16 protein-coding genes and 1 tRNA gene are annotated in these 15049 nt (G+C 40.8%); 8 read left to right on the top strand and 9 right to left on the bottom strand.

Annotation, left to right across the window (positions count from 1 at the left end; translation table 11 throughout):
- Positions 1 to 225: a hypothetical protein gene (locus JG735_RS02695; RefSeq protein ID WP_201335298.1), complete on the bottom strand. Its 225-nt coding sequence runs from the start codon at positions 223 to 225 to the stop codon at positions 1 to 3.
- A 94-nt stretch (positions 226 to 319) separates the two neighbouring features.
- Here JG735_RS02695 and gyrA point away from each other — a divergent pair, with 94 nt between their 5' ends.
- The 8 genes from gyrA to JG735_RS02655 all read left to right on the top strand — a co-directional run bounded on the left by gyrA (position 320) and on the right by JG735_RS02655 (position 7860).
- Complete coding sequence (gene gyrA / locus JG735_RS02690; RefSeq protein ID WP_201335297.1) at positions 320 to 2785, top strand: DNA gyrase subunit A; 2466 nt, start codon at positions 320 to 322, stop codon at positions 2783 to 2785.
- Positions 2772 to 3800 (top strand): aspartate-semialdehyde dehydrogenase, encoded by a 1029-nt coding sequence (locus JG735_RS02685; protein ID WP_201335296.1) that lies wholly within the window; start codon positions 2772 to 2774, stop codon positions 3798 to 3800. The genes gyrA and JG735_RS02685 overlap by 14 nt, the downstream gene beginning before the upstream one ends.
- On the top strand, positions 3797 to 4315 hold the full coding sequence (locus tag JG735_RS02680; RefSeq protein WP_201335295.1) for a YqhA family protein: 519 nt from the start codon (positions 3797 to 3799) through the stop codon (positions 4313 to 4315). The genes JG735_RS02685 and JG735_RS02680 overlap by 4 nt, the downstream gene beginning before the upstream one ends.
- Positions 4316 to 4324: 9 nt before the next feature.
- Complete coding sequence (hemE, locus tag JG735_RS02675) at positions 4325 to 5347, top strand: uroporphyrinogen decarboxylase (protein ID WP_201335294.1); 1023 nt, start codon at positions 4325 to 4327, stop codon at positions 5345 to 5347.
- Entirely contained in the window at positions 5344 to 6252 is a 909-nt protein-coding gene (locus JG735_RS02670; RefSeq protein WP_201335293.1) for a radical SAM protein, read from the top strand. Before hemE ends, JG735_RS02670 begins: the two co-directional genes overlap by 4 nt.
- Positions 6253 to 6351: 99 nt before the next feature.
- A tRNA-Asn gene (locus JG735_RS02665) sits at positions 6352 to 6426 on the top strand.
- A gap of 111 nt (positions 6427 to 6537) precedes the next feature.
- The gene (locus JG735_RS02660) at positions 6538 to 7434 is read left to right on the top strand and encodes an MBL fold metallo-hydrolase (protein ID WP_201335292.1); all 897 of its coding nucleotides are present in this window, start codon (positions 6538 to 6540) and stop codon (positions 7432 to 7434) included.
- Positions 7435 to 7536: 102 nt separating this feature from the next.
- Complete coding sequence (locus JG735_RS02655) at positions 7537 to 7860, top strand: hypothetical protein (protein WP_201335291.1); 324 nt, start codon at positions 7537 to 7539, stop codon at positions 7858 to 7860.
- Here JG735_RS02655 and JG735_RS02650 read toward each other — a convergent pair.
- From JG735_RS02650 to aroQ, 8 genes are read right to left on the bottom strand one after another with little or no spacing between them, the layout of a single operon-like run.
- Positions 7839 to 8417, bottom strand: a complete 579-nt coding sequence (locus JG735_RS02650; protein ID WP_201335290.1) for a ComF family protein — start codon at positions 8415 to 8417, stop codon at positions 7839 to 7841. The genes JG735_RS02655 and JG735_RS02650 overlap by 22 nt on opposite strands.
- Entirely contained in the window at positions 8417 to 10207 is a 1791-nt protein-coding gene (lepA, locus tag JG735_RS02645) for a translation elongation factor 4 (protein WP_201335712.1), read from the bottom strand. Before lepA ends, JG735_RS02650 begins: the two co-directional genes overlap by 1 nt.
- Positions 10208 to 10217: 10 nt before the next feature.
- On the bottom strand, positions 10218 to 11147 hold the full coding sequence (locus JG735_RS02640) for a ribose-phosphate pyrophosphokinase (RefSeq protein ID WP_201335289.1): 930 nt from the start codon (positions 11145 to 11147) through the stop codon (positions 10218 to 10220).
- A 31-nt stretch (positions 11148 to 11178) separates the two neighbouring features.
- A complete protein-coding gene (gene mnmA / locus JG735_RS02635; protein WP_201335288.1) occupies positions 11179 to 12198 on the bottom strand; it encodes a tRNA 2-thiouridine(34) synthase MnmA in 1020 nt (339 codons plus the stop codon).
- 9 nt (positions 12199 to 12207) lie between these two features.
- Complete coding sequence (locus JG735_RS02630; RefSeq protein ID WP_201335287.1) at positions 12208 to 13014, bottom strand: P-loop NTPase; 807 nt, start codon at positions 13012 to 13014, stop codon at positions 12208 to 12210.
- Positions 13002 to 13496: a 2-amino-4-hydroxy-6-hydroxymethyldihydropteridine diphosphokinase gene (gene folK / locus JG735_RS02625; RefSeq protein ID WP_201335286.1), complete on the bottom strand. Its 495-nt coding sequence runs from the start codon at positions 13494 to 13496 to the stop codon at positions 13002 to 13004. The genes JG735_RS02630 and folK overlap by 13 nt, the downstream gene beginning before the upstream one ends.
- Positions 13497 to 14510, bottom strand: a complete 1014-nt coding sequence (locus tag JG735_RS02620; RefSeq protein ID WP_201335285.1) for an aminopeptidase P family protein — start codon at positions 14508 to 14510, stop codon at positions 13497 to 13499. It lies immediately after the preceding gene.
- Positions 14511 to 14525: 15 nt separating this feature from the next.
- Positions 14526 to 15005, bottom strand: coding sequence for a type II 3-dehydroquinate dehydratase (aroQ, locus tag JG735_RS02615; RefSeq protein WP_201335284.1), 480 nt, complete (start codon positions 15003 to 15005; stop codon positions 14526 to 14528).
- Positions 15006 to 15049: the final 44 nt, after the last annotated feature.

Genomic DNA, 15049 nt, shown 5'->3' with positions numbered 1-15049 from the left:
TTATAGTTTAAACTCCTCTTCGATATTTTTTGCCAGAACCATACCTTTTACCGTCAAACCAGCAGCATTGATCAGATCTTCCTCTTTAAGTTCTTTTAAAAGTTTTTTTCCCTCTTTTCGAGTGAAAAGATGAGAACCTTCTAACATAGTGATTACATCCAAAAGCGCTTCCTGCGGCTCTTTCTTGTAAATAGCCAACAACAGTACTTTTTTATTTATATCCATTATGTAGGCCTTCGAAATTTTATTGACATATATTTTAACTATAGTGTCAGTCTAAAAAAGATATAATATCCAAAAAATTTTTTTAGAGGAAACGATGGCAGATCTATTTGAAAAGAACCAAGACATCCAAGAGATCGATATAGAAGAGTCCGTTAAAAGTAGTTACCTTGACTACTCGATGAGTGTTATTATCGGTCGGGCTTTACCTGATGCTAGAGATGGACTCAAACCTGTACATAGACGAATCCTCTATGCGATGAATGAACTGGGACTCACAAGTCGAGCCGCATATAAAAAGAGTGCGAGGATTGTAGGAGATGTTATCGGTAAGTATCACCCGCATGGAGATAGCGCCGTCTACGAAGCACTTGTAAGAATGGCACAAGATTTCAGCATGCGTATCCCTCTTGTAGATGGACAAGGGAACTTTGGTTCCATCGACGGTGACAATGCTGCAGCGATGCGATACACAGAAGCTCGTATGACTCCACTGGCTGAAGAACTCCTCAGAGATATCGACAAAGACACCGTCGATTTCATTCCAAACTATGATGATACCCTGAGTGAGCCAGATGTTTTACCAAGCCGCGTCCCAAACCTCTTGCTGAACGGCTCAAGTGGGATTGCTGTTGGGATGGCAACCAATATCCCTCCCCATAGACTCGATGAACTTATCGATGCTCTCGTTTTGCTCATCGACAATCCACAAGCAGAATTGAATGAAGTGATGCAATTCGTTCAAGGACCAGATTTTCCAACAGGCGGTATCATCTTTGGAAAGCAGGGAATCTTAAATGCTTATAAAACAGGACGAGGAAGGATAAAAGTCCGGGCTAAAACCCATATCGAAAAAGTCAAAAACAAAGAAATTATCGTTATCGATGAAATCCCGTACCAAGTCAACAAAGCCAGGCTCATTGAACAGATCGCCCAGATGGTAAGAGAAAAGCAGCTTGAAGGAATCAGTGAAATCCGAGATGAAAGTGATAGAGAAGGCATTCGGGTTGTGATTGAACTCAAAAAAGATGTGATGAGCGATATTATCCTCAACAATCTTTACAAATCGACGCAAATGGAAGTGACATTTGGCATCATTTTGCTTGCCATCGTCAATAAAGAGCCAAAAGTTTTTACGCTTTTGGAACTGCTCCATCTTTTCCTCAACCACAGACGAACTATAGTCATTCGACGAACTATTTATGAGCTTGAAAAAGCAAAAGCAAGAGCACATATCTTAGAGGGACTTTTAAAAGCCCTTGATAATATCGATGAAGTGATAGCCACTATCAAAGCAAGTGAAGATACACCTACTGCTCGCATCAATTTAATGGAAAAATTTGAACTTACCGAAATCCAGGCCAATGCCATCTTAGATATGAAACTGCAGCGCCTCACAGGACTTGAGAGAGAAAAACTAGAAAACGAGTATAAAGCGCTTATGGAAGAGATAGAAAGACTCAGTGCCATTTTAAAAAGTGAAGCAAAGCTCAATGAGATCATCAAAGAGGAGCTTCTTGAAATTAAAGAGAAATTTACCACTCCACGCCTCACGGAAATCGTAGAAAGCTACGAAGAGATCGATATAGAAGATCTTATCCCGAATGAACCGATGGTAGTAACCATCACGCATAGAGGTTATATTAAACGGGTTCCACTAAAACAGTATGAAAAACAAAAAAGAGGCGGCAAAGGAAAAACAGCTATCACCACGTATGAAGACGATTTTATTGAGGACTTCTTCATCTCCAATACCCACGATACTTTGATGTTTGTGACAGACAGAGGGCAACTCTATTGGCTCAAAGTCTATAAAATCCCGGAAGCCGGTCGAACTGCCAAAGGAAAAGCTGTTGTTAATCTCTTGCAACTTCAACCAGATGAGAAGATCAAAGCTGTTATTCCCACAACCGATTTCAGTGAAGATAAATCCTTGGCATTCTTTACCAAAAACGGAATTGTCAAAAGAACAAATCTGGCTGAATTTAGCAATATCAGAAATATCGGTATTCGAGCCATTACACTGGATGAGGATGATGAACTGGTTCAAGCCAAAATCGTTAAACCTGAGACAAAATGGCTCTTTATTATCACCAAAAAAGGGATGTGTATCCGCTTTCCTGTGAACGATGTACGTGAAATGGGCAGAAGTGCTCGAGGAGTTACAGGCATCCGCTTCAAACATGAAGGTGATTTCGTTGTAGGAGCTGAAACGATTGCAAGTGAAGAGCAAGAGCTTCTCACTGTCAGTGAAAAAGGGATAGGAAAACGAACAGAAGCAAAAGAGTATCGTGAACAGTCCCGAGGGGGCAAAGGTGTTATCGCTATGAAGCTCACTCACAGAACAGGGGATATTGTCGGAGTTGTTACGGTTGAAAACAACAAAGACCTTATGGTGCTCACATCCAGTGGAAAAATGATACGAGTGGATATGGAAAGTATCCGAAAAGCTGGACGAAATACGAGTGGTGTCATGATTGTTCGATTAGAAAGCGGCGATAAAGTAGTCAGCATTGCCAAGTGTCCAAAAGAAGAAGAGGAGGAAATCAATGAGGAAAGTTAATGTGGCAGTAGTCGGTGCTACAGGAGCCGTCGGCGAAGAGATGCTTCGCGTTATGGAGGAGGTCGATTTTCCTGTAGCAAAACTTGTTCCACTGGCAAGCGCAAGAAGTGCCGGAAGTGAAGTAGAATATAAAGGCGAATCCGTCGTTGTCAAAGAGTTGACCGAAACAGTATTTGAAGAAGAAGAGATTGAGATAGCCCTTTTTAGTGCAGGAGGAAGCGTATCGGCTCATTATGCACCCTTTGCAGCAGAAGCGGGAGCAGTGGTGATCGACAATACAAGCCACTTTCGAATGGATCCGGAAGTTCCACTGGTCGTTCCAGAAGTTAACCCTGAAGATATCGCTGCTTGGAAGAATAAAGGGATCATTGCCAATCCAAACTGTTCAACGATCCAGATGGTACAGGCTTTGAAGCCGCTTGATGATGTATTTGGAATCAAACGGGTTGATGTAGCCACATATCAGGCAACAAGCGGAGCCGGCAAAAGCGCAATGGAAGAGCTTGTTATGCAGATGAAAGATTTTTTTGCTTTTAAACTGGATGAGAGTGAACACAAAAAGTTTCCTCACCAAATAGCACTCAATGTTATTCCGCAAATCGATAAGTTTATGGATAATGGCTATACAAAAGAAGAGATGAAGATGGTCAATGAGACCAAAAAAATCATGCACAAAAATATCGAAGTAAGTGCTACATGTGTACGCGTACCAGTTCTTAGGGGACACAGTGAAGCAGTTACTGTGTGGTTTGAAAAAGACATCGATGCAGATGCAGCAAGAGAAGCACTCTACAATGGCAAAAATATCGTAGTCGTAGACAATCCACAAAACAATGAATATCCTATGCCTATCATGGTAGTGGATAAAGATGAAACCTATGTAGGTAGAATCAGAAAAGATGTGTACAGAGACAATGTCTTGCATATGTGGGTTGTAGCAGACAACCTAAGAGTTGGTGCGGCAACGAATGCTGTACGAATTGCACTCAAATGGCTGGAGATGGAAGAAGCATGAAATGGCTTGAACAAATCTTTGAAAATGGCCTATGGCAGAGTAGACTTTTTATCATATTAGCCGTCATTTTTGGGATGATTGGAGCAATCGTTTTATTTATTGTTGCAAGTATCGACATCTACAATGTAGCGGCCTATTCCATCAATGTCCTCCTTGCTCATGCTCATCCGCACAATTTTCATGAAAGAATCGTAGGCGATATTATAGGGGCGGTAGATTTGTATCTCATTGCCGTTGTTATGCTGCTTTTTAGTTTTGGACTCTATGAACTTTTTATCTCCAAAATTGATGCAGCAGAAAATAGTGAGAGCTCCAAAATACTGCAGATTCACAGCCTTGATCAACTCAAAGACAAGCTAGCAAAAGTGATCGTAATGGTCCTCATCGTCAGCTTTTTTAAACGTGTGCTGCATACGGAATTTCATGGTGCTTTGGAAATGCTCTATTTTGCAGGTTCCATCTTCGCACTGGCTATCGCTCTATATTTTTTGCATAAAGGCTCAGAACAACACTAAGGATATTTCATGGTATTTATCGATGCATGTTTTCGAAAAAAAACACCCTATACACCTATTTGGATGATGCGTCAGGCTGGACGCTATTTGCCTGAATATATGGAAGTACGAAACAAGGCGGGAGATTTTTTAACGCTTTGTAAAAATCCTGAAATGGCTGCTGAAGTCACACTACAACCCGTAGAAATACTTGATGTCGATGCAGCTATTTTGTTTAGCGATATTTTGGTCATTCCACTTGAAATGGGAATGGATCTTCGCTTTGAAAAAGGCGAAGGTCCTGTATTTAGCAAACCTGTAAGAACATGGGAGGATTTGGAAAGTCTCTATGAATTTCCGGAAGAGCGTCTTGGATATGTCTATGAAACAATAAAGATAGTACGAAAAAAACTGCCAAAAAACAAAGCCCTTATAGGTTTTAGTGGAGCCCCATGGACACTGGCTACCTATATGGTTGAGGGAAGCGGATCAAAAACCTACGCAGCGATCAAAAAACTGATCTACACCGACCCGGAATTCATGCATGCACTCATGATCAAGATTACAGAAGCAGTGAAAGCGTACCTTGTAAAACAGATTGAATCTGGTGTCAATGCAGTGCAGATTTTTGACAGCTGGGCAAGCGCACTGGAAAAAGAGAAGTTTTTTGAGTTTAGCTGGGATTATATGGTTGATATCGCAGAATTTTTGAAAGAGCATTATCCTGAAATTCCTGTCATTCTTTTCCCAAAAGGAATTGCAGGATACTTGGATGATATCTATGGAAAATTTGACGTGTTTGGCGTTGACTGGGGAACACCGATAGACTTAGCGAAAGAAAAACTCGGCAATCGATATGTATTACAAGGAAACATGGAGCCAACGAGACTCTACTCCAAAGAGGCTATTAAAGAGGGGGTAGAAAAAATTATAGCAGTGATGGGAGCCAAAGAGGGGCATATTTTCAACCTTGGTCATGGAATGCTTCCAGATCTTCCAGTCGAAAACGCCAAATACCTTGTAGAGCTTGTCCACGATTTGACACGACGATGAGTATCATTTTCGGTCCAGTAAATTCCAGGAGGTTTGGTCTCTCTCTTGGGATTGATCTTTCTCCTGTACAAAAATCGTGCAATTTTGACTGCCTCTATTGTGAACTTGAACCCGCAAAGCAAGCTGATACAATTTCCAACCCTCCAACTGTTCAAGAAGTCATACAAGAGACCCAAAAAGCTTTAACAGAATTTAGCGATATCGATGTCATTACCGTTACTGCTAATGGAGAGCCAACATTGTACTCTTATCTTAACAAACTGGTTGAGAGACTCAACGAAATCAAAAAGAATAAAAAACTGCTCATCCTCTCCAATGCCAGTCGTATCAATGAGCCATCCATACAAGAAATACTCACAAAATTTGATATCGTCAAACTCTCTTTGGATAGCGCCAATCAAAGAACTTTCAGACGGCTTGATCGTCCTTTAAAGGGTATCGAAATCCAAGATATTATTAAAGGTATGATCGAGTTTCGAAAGATCTATAAAGGTTTTTTTGTTATAGAGATTTTAGTGGTACAAGGCATCAACGATAAACCTGAAGAATTTGAAGCACTCAATGCAATCCTGCAACACATAAAACCAGATCGCATCGACATAGGTACAGTGGACCGTCCCCCCGCCTATAAAGTGGAACCAGTAAGCTATGAAAAGCTCTTTGATCTCTCAAGAAAGATTCATAATCTCCCAGTTACTATCGTTTCTCGAAAAAAAGATCAATCCTTTGCACTACACCTTGATGAAAAAGAGATTGTGAATCTTATTTCTCATAGACCATTGACACTGGATGATGTTGAAACTTTATTTGACAAAACGACAAGAAAGTATTTTCAAAAATTACTGGATACCGGTAAACTGTCTCTACGAAAAGTAGGAAATATTTCATTTATAAAATTGCAATAGGAATTTGAAAAAACACGCTTCCAAACTCTTGACATTTGTTATTTTTTCATTTATAATTCTACTCAACAAAACGAGCCGAAAGCTCCAAAACTCCGATATTCCGGATTAGCTCAGCGGTAGAGCAACCGGCTGTTAACCGGTTGGTCGCAGGTTCGAATCCTGCATCCGGAGCCATTACAAAAAACTTCCATAGCCATAGAAATCCTTCATGCATGAGAAACCAAAATTATTTATAAATCTTTTACAATTTTTATTTATAATGTAAAAAAAAATGAAGGATACATGGTGAGCTCGTTATTAATACCTTTCGTCGCTCTATCTACTTTTGCAGCATCCTATAGTTTAACTCCACTCAAGATAACACCTCATGTCTACTGCTTCTTTGGAAAAAATGAAATACCCAATAAGCACAATAACGGCAACATCAGTAATAGCTGTTTTGTGATATTAAAAAATGGCGTTGCGGTATTTGATACAGGTCCAACCTATATGTATGCCAAAGAGGAAGTTACACAGATTCGAAAAATAACACCTAAGAAAATAAAATATGTTATTAACTCACACTATCACGATGATCATATCTTAGGAAACTCTTATTATGCTACGCTTGGCGTACGAATATACGGTACGAAAGAGATAGAACACAAGTATCAAAATACTACGAATACGAGAATGCAACAGCATATCACCAAAGAGTCATACAAAGATACACAACTCGTGTTACCAACACACTATGTGACTAAGTCCATCACTCTTGACAATGAACTCCAAGTCATACCAATTCCCCATCCAGCTCATACAAAATCGGATCTCATAGCTTTCTATCCAAAAGAACGGGTTGTGTTTGCAGGGGATATTATATTCAATGATAGGCTCCCTTCCATTCGCGATGGTGATATAGAAGGCTGGCTTAAAGCAATCGATTTCATTCTTTCTCTCAAACCAAAATACATTATTGGGGGACATGGTATGAAATATGACACTAAAGCATATATCTTTACAAAAGAGTATCTACAACAACTAAGAAAAGAGTTCAAGAAAGCGATAGAAGATGGCATTGAGCTTGACGAAGTTACTACAAAAATCACATTACCACAATATAAAAATATGAAACTTTATAAAGAATTACATAGAAAAAATGTATTCAAGGCGTATCAGATTTACGAATGGGAAGAGGAGTAGAATAAATCAATACACTCTGTAACGTGCACGACTCGGTATAAGCCATAAAGCAAACTTTTACTCAAACTTTTGTAACATAAGAAAAAAGTATGAGGAGGTTCGATGCAGATTGAAAATGAGGGGTTACTTACACAGCTTGGTTACCACCCTGATAGTGCTACATTGGCACAGCTTCAAGCAATCAAGGAAAAAACTCCAGGTTTTGAAAAGATTAAAAAACATATTGTTGCGCTTCATGACCATCTCAAAAATTATGGAGGATTTGTAGCACTTTCCAACTCCGTTCCTCATCTAAAAATTAAAATAACCGATCCATCTAAGCTGGAAATTGCTCTTGAAGAGCTCAACAAATGGGCGCAAAAATATAACGTCACGTTGCAAAAAGTGCAAGGTAAAGAGACCTACTATATCGTTTCTGTCTCTTGAGCATCCGCCAACGTCAAAGCAAAAAGGGGATTTGCCCCTTCTCTTTTTGCTGCACTGTACGCTTCTTGTAATGTCGTTCCCGTTGTAACAATATCATCAACCAAGATGATATCATCTTTTGGACCTTTATATTGAAAACCTCGTGGATGTTGCAATCGATACTGTAACGATTTTCCAGAATAACTCACATCATGTTTCGCTTGCAACGCTCCATAGCAAACTTGAATCATTGCACTCTTGAGAGCATGCGCCAAAATGGCAGTATGGGAATATCCACTCCTTTCGATTCGATCATCAATCGCTATAGCAGTAGCTTTTTGATCAAAATGTTGTGCAAAATGTACAAATGAATTTCTAGCCATGATTGTAAAAACTGAAGCGCCGATATAGTGGTGTTTTGTATGCAACAAAGGGGCTATTTCACTATACTCATAAAAACTGATCACTTCAAATTGATCAAAGATTTTTCTTCGTTTTATTGTGGGCTTTAGAAGAGTGGTTTGACAAGTTCTACAAATGATCTGCCAGGAAAAATCCTGGCATACAAGACAGCGCATCAGTCAATTTTTAAAACGCTCAAGAAGGCTTCTTGCGGCAGTTGTACCTTTCCGATAGCCTTCATACGCTTTTTCCCCTCTTTTTGTTTCTCAAGCAGCTTTCGTTTTCTTGTAATATCCCCGCCGTAACATTTGGCAGTAACATTTTTTCGCATCGCACTCACAGTCTCGCGAGCAATGATCTTGTTACCTATACTTGCTTGAATCGCTACTTCAAAAAGCTGTCTAGGGACCAGCTCTTTCATCTTTTTGACAAGTTCTCTTCCCTTATATTGGGCCTTCTCTTTTGGAACGATGATGGAAAGCGCATCCACCACTTCTCCCGCTACTCGGATATCAAGTTTAACAAGATCTCCCTCTTTATATCCACTTGGTTCATAATCAAAACTTGCATACCCTTTCGTGACAGTTTTGAGTTTGTCATAGAAATCCATCACGATCTCATTCATCGGGATCTCATACTCAAGCATCACTCGATCTTGCGTGATATAGTCCATCTTCAGCTGAACGCCTCTTTTTTCGCTTAAAAGATTGAGTACATTTCCCAAAAACTCAGTCGGCGTGATGATCGTCGCTTTCACATAGGGTTCATAAATCGTATCGATCTCTTGGGGAGGCGGCAGTTCGCTTGGATTTTGAATCTCGATAGTCTCACCATCGGTTTTTTTGACTTGATACGTCACTGTAGGGGCCGTAGCTATGAGATCAAGCCCAAACTCTCTCTCCAACCGCTCTTTGACAACCTCCATATGCAAAAGACCCAAAAACCCGACACGAAATCCAAATCCAAGAGCAGCCGAAGTCTCTGGTTCAAAAGCAATAGCGGCATCATTGAGTTTGAGTTTATTGAGGGCTTCTCGCAAATCTTCAAATTTGTCCGTATCGATGGGATACAACCCCGCAAATACAAAAGGTTTTGCCTCTTCAAAACCCTCTATCGGCTCTGGTGTTGGATTTTTTGCATCCGTAATCGTATCCCCCACCTGTACATCACCAATGTTTTTCAACCCCATTACAACGATGCCGATTTCACCCGTTTTTATCGCATCAGTTTTTTGAGGGTTGATGGGATGCGGATACATGAGATCGATTACTTCATGGGTTTTTCCTGTTCCCATGACAAGGACTTCTTGTCCTTTTTTGATCTCTCCTTCAAATACTCGAACCAATGCAAGGGCCCCCAGATAGCTATCGAACCAGCTATCATAGATAAGCGCTTTTGTAGGAGCCGATGGATCGCCTGAAGGGGCCGGAATTCGCTCAATGATGGCATCAAGGAGCTCTTTGATCCCCTGCCCTGTTTTGGCACTTACTTCAATTGCATCGGTACAGTCAAGTCCGATGGTATTTTCAATATCGGCTTTCACTCTTTCTGGATCAGCTGCAGGCAAATCGATTTTATTGATGACAGGAATGAGTTCAAGATCATTTTCCAGTGCAATATAGACATTGGCAATCGTCTGTGCTTCGACACCTTGGCTTGCATCTACCACCAGCAGAGCCCCCTCACTGGAAGCTAAAGATCTGCTCACTTCGTAGCTAAAATCCACGTGTCCCGGTGTATCGATGAGATTGAGGATATACTCTTTGCCATCTTTTTTGTAGGTGAGTCGCACGCTTTGCGCTTTGATGGTGATGCCGCGCTCTTTTTCTATATCCATCGTATCCATCACCTGATCGCTCATCTTTCTGTCTTCAATAGCCCCACACTCTTGGATCAGGCGATCGGCAAGGGTACTTTTGCCGTGATCGATGTGTGCGATGATGGAGAAGTTTCGTATATTTTCCATAGGTACCTTTTTACCGAAAGAGGCTGTTGACACTTTCATTGTAGTACACTCTTCGGATCACTTCCCCAAAGAGATTTGCCACAGAAAGCACTTTGATTTTTTCACTCTCTTTTTTGAGAGGGAGGGTATTGGTGACTACAAGCTCATCCAATTCACCGTTTTCTATTCGCTCATACGCCGGTCCGCTCAGCACCGGGTGGGTACAGCAAGCCATAACGGAATTTGCCCCTTTTGCTTTGAGAGCAGCAGCCGCTTTGACGATGGTTCCAGCAGTATCGATCATATCATCGACGATGATGATATCTTTTCCTTCTACGTTACCGATGATGTTCATCACTTCCGATTCATTCGCTTTTTCTCTTCGCTTATCCACGATAACCATATCGTATCCCAGTTTTTGGGCAAAATATCTGGCCCTTGCAACGCCACCGATATCAGGGCTTGCCACAACGGGATTTGGCAAATTTTTACTTTTGACATACTCTTTGAAAATGATAGAACCGTAGAGGTTGTCCACGGGAATATCGAAAAACCCCTGAATCTGCCCTGCATGCAGATCCATCGTAATCACTCTTGTGATACCGGCTTTTTCAAGCATATTTGCCACCAGTTTCGCAGTGATTGGAACTCTTGGAGCCGCCTTTCTATCTTGTCTTGCATATCCAAAATAGGGCATCACAGCAGTAATGGAAGCAGCCGATGATCGACGAAGCGCATCAGTCATGATAAGAAGCTCCATCAAGTTGTCGTTTGCAGGAGCTCCTGTTGGCTGGACGATAAAAACATCTCGCCCACGGACTGATTCTTGAATTTGAACATTGATCTCTCCATCGCTAAACCGACTCACAGTCGCCTGTGACATTGGAACACCAAGATACTGAACCATCTCAGCTGCAAAATCGGGATGTGCGGTACCACTGAAAACTTTATAGCCTCTCATCTGCTCTCCTAAAAAGTTTTTGCAATTATATCTAAACTATCCAGCCACCGCCCAATACTTTCTCTTCATCATAAAAGACACCCGCTTGTCCTTTTGCCACACCATAAACGGGCTCTTTAAGGGTCACACTTGCAACGGAACCGTCAATTTTCACATGACACGGTACTTTATGGGTTCGATAGCGTATCTTGATATAGCAGTCAAACTCCTTTTGATCCAAAAACATATTGAGTCCACGAAGAATAATCTGCCTCTTTTCCAACTGCTCTTTCGTACCAACAACAATTCTGTTTTTATGGGGAATGATATCAAGAACATAGTGTGGCTGGTGCGCTTTAAAAAGACGGAAACCTTTTCTCTTGCCAATGGTATAATGCATGTATCCCTTATGCTCTCCTATCACTTTGCCATGTGTGTCGACCACTTCTCCCGGCATTTCCACTTCGGTATGCTCTTTAAGCACATCGATATAGTTGGTCTCTACAAAACAGATCTCACTACTCTCTTTTTGCTCCGCGATGCTTTTGAGCAAAGGGATTTTCATCGCTTCCTTTTTTACATCTTCTTTGTGCCAATCACCCAAAGGAAAAATGATTCTTGGCAAAAACTCTTTTTTTAAATTAAACAAAAAATAGCTTTGATCTTTGCTTTTGTCTGTGGCTTCATAGATAAATTTCCCGTCCGTTTTTGCGTAATGGCCCGTGGCAACCTTTTCTACGCCAAGTCTATCTGCAAATTCTATCAATTCGGTAAATTTCATCACTCGATTACACATTGCGCAAGGGTTTGGTGTGAGTCCGGCCACATACCCATCAACGAAAGGTTGGTACACACGCTCTTGAAACTCTTTGGTGCGATCGAGCAGATGGTATTCAATGCCCAAATGTTTCGCGACTTTTTCAATATTTGCAATGTTTTTTTGATGATACTCTTCTCTTGGGTGAAATTTCATATAAACGCCGATCACCTCGTACCCTTTAGTTTGCAATAAATGAGCGGTAAAACTGCTATCCACTCCTCCACTCATTGCCACGACTATTTTTTTACTCATGCTGCACCTCTAAAATTTTTGTAACAATCTTTTGAAAAAAACTGCAATATTCGTATTTTCTTTGATTTTCGTTCCATCCTTTGCAACCGAATCTGTCAATCTTTTGGCAATTTCCCCCATCTGAATAGCAGGTAGTGACGTTATAAACTCTTTTGCCACAAGCTTTCTTGTTTTTGTGGCTTCCTCAACTATACTGCTTTTTTGTATAAATCCAAGAAGTTTGAGATCGATGCTCTTTTCCAAATGTTTTGTTGCAACACTGTCCAGTTTGTTAAAAAGAATAAGTGCTTCTTTTTTGCTTTTGACCTGATTTAAAACAATACTGACACTCTTTTTGACTCTTGAGCAATATTTTATCATAGAATAAGCATCCATTATAGCTGAAGGATCCGGAATAGTGATGATAACGGTATCCGTTGAGGCTCTCACAAAGCTCTGGACACTCTCACCAATTCCGGCACCGGTATCGATGATAAGAAAATCCAAATCTTTAAACTGTTCCAATCCTTTATAAAACTCTTCTAAAAGCGCTTCGTTATCAAAGGATAAAATCTCTTCCCCGCTCTCTCCAGGAATCAAAAAAAGATTGTCATTGATAGGTACGATCGCATCAGAAAAACGAACCTTGCCTTTCAACACATCCAAAATAGTATGTTGCGGTTTTACATTGAGAATGATGTCTTGATTGGCCAACCCTATATCTGCATCAAAAATGGCGACTTTATAGCCATATTTGGATAAAAGATAAGCAATATTTGCAGCTATGGTACTTTTACCAACTCCACCCTTGCCACTGGTAATCGTTACAAACCGCATAGCCCCTCCAGCAGATATTGTAGGGGCAATTGTACCGAATCTCTCTCGCTCCAGTGCGGATGGGGAATAGTGAGATCTTTTTGATCCACTCGCTTTTTTCCATAAAACAAAATATCGATATCGAGTGTTCTCGGAGCGTTTTTGAAACTTCTTTTCCTTCTGAAACGTTTTTCTGTTTGAAGACAAAAATGCAAAAGTTCTCTCGGAGAAAACGAAGTTTGAACAATAATCACCGAATTGTAAAAATCTGGTTGATCAAAATAACCAAAAGGCGGGTTTTTAAGCACTGGAGCCGTTCGTAGTAGTCGTACATGCGGATGAGAGGCAAGATAAATTGCCAGTTTACGAAAACGTCTTCGCACATTGCCAAGATTGCCTCCTATTCCGAGGATGGCAATCTCTCCATTTGTATATTTAGAGAAATTTTTTGGATAGAGCGGATCGAAATAAAAGACAAGATCCTCGCTGAGCTTCTTTCGCACCTACAATACCTCTGCCCGTCCGTTTCGCAGCACAACCATATCTTCTATTCGGATACCAAACTCTCCAGGGATATAAATGCCAGGTTCAATGGTAAATACCATGCCATCTTCAAGAATCTGTTCATTTTTTGCGTTGATAAAAGGCATCTCATGGATATCGAGTCCAACTCCATGTCCCAAGGAGTGGACAAATGTCCCTTTGAATTCGCTCTTGTCGATGATTTCTCGAGCCACTTTATCCAGATCTTTTGCTTTCATCCCGCTTCTTGCAGCCTCGATCGCACGCTCTTGTGCTTTTTTAACAAGATCGTAGGCCCGTTGGATTTTTGGATTTGAAAAGGTTTGCTCTTTGCCAAAATGGATGTTTTCACCAAAACAAGCGGTTCTTGTGCGGTCACTGCAGTAGCGTTTGTACTTGATACCGGCATCAAAGAGTATGAGATCACCTTTTTGTAATCTTTTTTCACCCGGCAGTGCATGGGGTTTTGCAGCGTTTTCATTGATGGCAAAGATGGGATCGAAACTGAGATCAAATTCTCCAAATCTGCTCAGATGTGCAATCGCTTCAAAATGAAGTCTCTTTTCACTCCACCCTTCACACTCTTGCAACTTTTTTGCAAATATATCGAAGGCTTCGGCATTCAGCTCTACCGATCTTTTAATAAGTGCGATCTCCTCTTCCGTTTTGATGAGTCGTTTTTTCCAAGAAAGATTTGCTCTTTTTCTCCAATCGATACGAAACTTTGAAAGTTCGGAAAAATCGGCACAACTGAACTCTTTTGGATCGAAATAGACCCGTTTTACGCCACTTTTTCGAATAATCTCTCTTGCCGTTTTATAAAGATTTCGTGTCTCAATAACCTCAGCATCTCTTATCTGTTCTTTGGCCTCTGTAGTATAGCGGGCATCGGTCAGAAAATATTTTTCATCGCCTAAAGCGATCAAAAGTTCATTATCGCAGCTAAAACCACATTCATAATAGACTGCGTTTTCATCTTTGAGTATATAGTTCATGCAACCTCCAAAGGCTTACGCCTGTTGAGGTTGTTGCTGTTGCTGCGCTTTAAGAGCTTCAATCTCTTGGAAAATCTGATGCATGGCAACCATGGCAAGATGATAGCTAAATGGCCCAAAACCTGTGATCACTCCCGCACACACTGGAGCAATCATACTTTTTTGCCGAAACTCTTCACGTCTATATACATTGCTCAAATGCACTTCGATTGTAGGAAGCTGTACCGCTGCAATCGCATCACGAATAGCAATGGATGTATGTGTATAGGCTCCTGCATTGATGATGATACCATCAGCATCTCCCAAAGACTCCTGAATCTTGTCGACTATTTCGCCTTCAAGATTGCTTTGGAAAAATTCGATATCCAAGCCATTCGCATCGGCGAAGTTCTTCATCTGCTTGTGAATATCTTCCAGTTTCATAGGACCATAGATATGTTGCTCACGAATTCCAAGCATATTGAGATTGGGACCTTGAATGACCATCACTTTCATTCTGTTTCCTTTTTTATCGGTATTATTTTAAGGTATGATTATAT

It is taken from the genome of Nitratiruptor sp. YY08-10 (assembly GCF_016629565.1).
Classification (GTDB): domain Bacteria; phylum Campylobacterota; class Campylobacteria; order Campylobacterales; family Nitratiruptoraceae; genus Nitratiruptor.
The sequence above is the reverse complement of the archived record's forward strand: the minus strand, read 5'-3'. Positions and strand labels throughout refer to the sequence as shown.